The organism is Streptococcus sp. 79 (assembly GCF_013277425.1).
Lineage (GTDB): Bacteria > Bacillota > Bacilli > Lactobacillales > Streptococcaceae > Streptococcus > Streptococcus pseudopneumoniae.
The window spans coordinates 1-1,158 of sequence record NZ_VMMW01000069.1; the positions used below are offsets into that span (position 1 = coordinate 1).

At 40.9% G+C, this 1,158-nt stretch carries 1 pseudogene; it reads right to left on the reverse strand.

Features of this window, described 5'->3' with window-relative positions:
• A pseudogene (locus tag HT729_RS09270) lies at positions 1 to 1,158 on the reverse strand (ISNCY family transposase); the annotation flags it as partial.

Here is a 1,158-nt window from a genome sequence, read left to right on the forward strand (position 1 = left end):
GGATGGGTTTGTGGAGGGATATACTTGCGTCTTTCTTTTTTTGTTCTGGTTCTGATTCAAAGTTTTTCGAATAGAGTTCATGAACTAGTAGCTCCTTTGTGTGATAGATCTTGTCAGCGATATTGAGGTAGATGTCACCGTCAACTTCTTTTATAACGAATGCTTTCGTCTTTCTGCTGAAGTAGACTTCTTTTCCTTGTTCAACAGGGATATAGCAACGATTTTGGAATCGGATATGGTGTCTACGATCCACGACTCTCTCCGCCAGTCTAGCTAGAATGAGATTTCGTTCAGAGGGCTTAGGAGCCACCTCGAAGACAGAGAGTTTTGTCTTGTTTCCAAACTGTTCATTAAAGGTTTGAATGTAGGAAAGAAGGAAGGTATTGGCTTCTTCCGAGGTATGAATATTGTTTCGTTCCAGTTCAATAGGCAGGCGAGATTGTAGTGCCTGATTGAGTCTTTCGACTCTCCCTTTAGTTTGAGGGATAGCGGTTGTCTCAAGGAGAATCCCCAGTTGGTGACAGGCGTATCCAAACTGTGTATGGGTATCGTCCTCCATTTTCTTAGAGTTGGAGGCTTGATAGGTAAAGACTGTTCTCTTATCTGTTTTAATTTGAAGGGGAATACCGTGATTGGCTAATATTTGTTCAAGGACATGATAGTAAGCATTCAAGTTCTCTTTTTTATCAAAATAAGCCCCTAGGATATTGCCGGAAGCATCATCAATGGCTAAGTGTAAGTTAGAGGTTTCTGCTCCAAACCAGGCATGAGGGCTAGCCTCCATTTGGATGAGTTCTCCAGCAAATTTCTTTCTGGGTCTACTAGGATGTAGCTTTTTAGTGTCTTCCAGGAAATCTTTAGCGGACGGTAAGATTGGATTGTCTAGGGGATGATTGCGGTTCAGTTTAGCTTGTTTTCTTAGTCTCTTCTTTGTCTTTCTGTGAGACTTGGGAGAGAGGATGTTTTCCTTATAGAGTATTTTTCTAACAGTTGTATCAGAGAGCTGAATTCCCTCTTCTTCAGCTAGTAATTCACAGAAATGAAGGACATTTGGTTTATATGTTTCATAGGAGAGGTATTTCTTTAGGACACGTTCTTTGATTTCATCAGGGATTGCATGTTTTGGTTTTCGATTTCTGTTTCCGTGTCTGAAGGCTT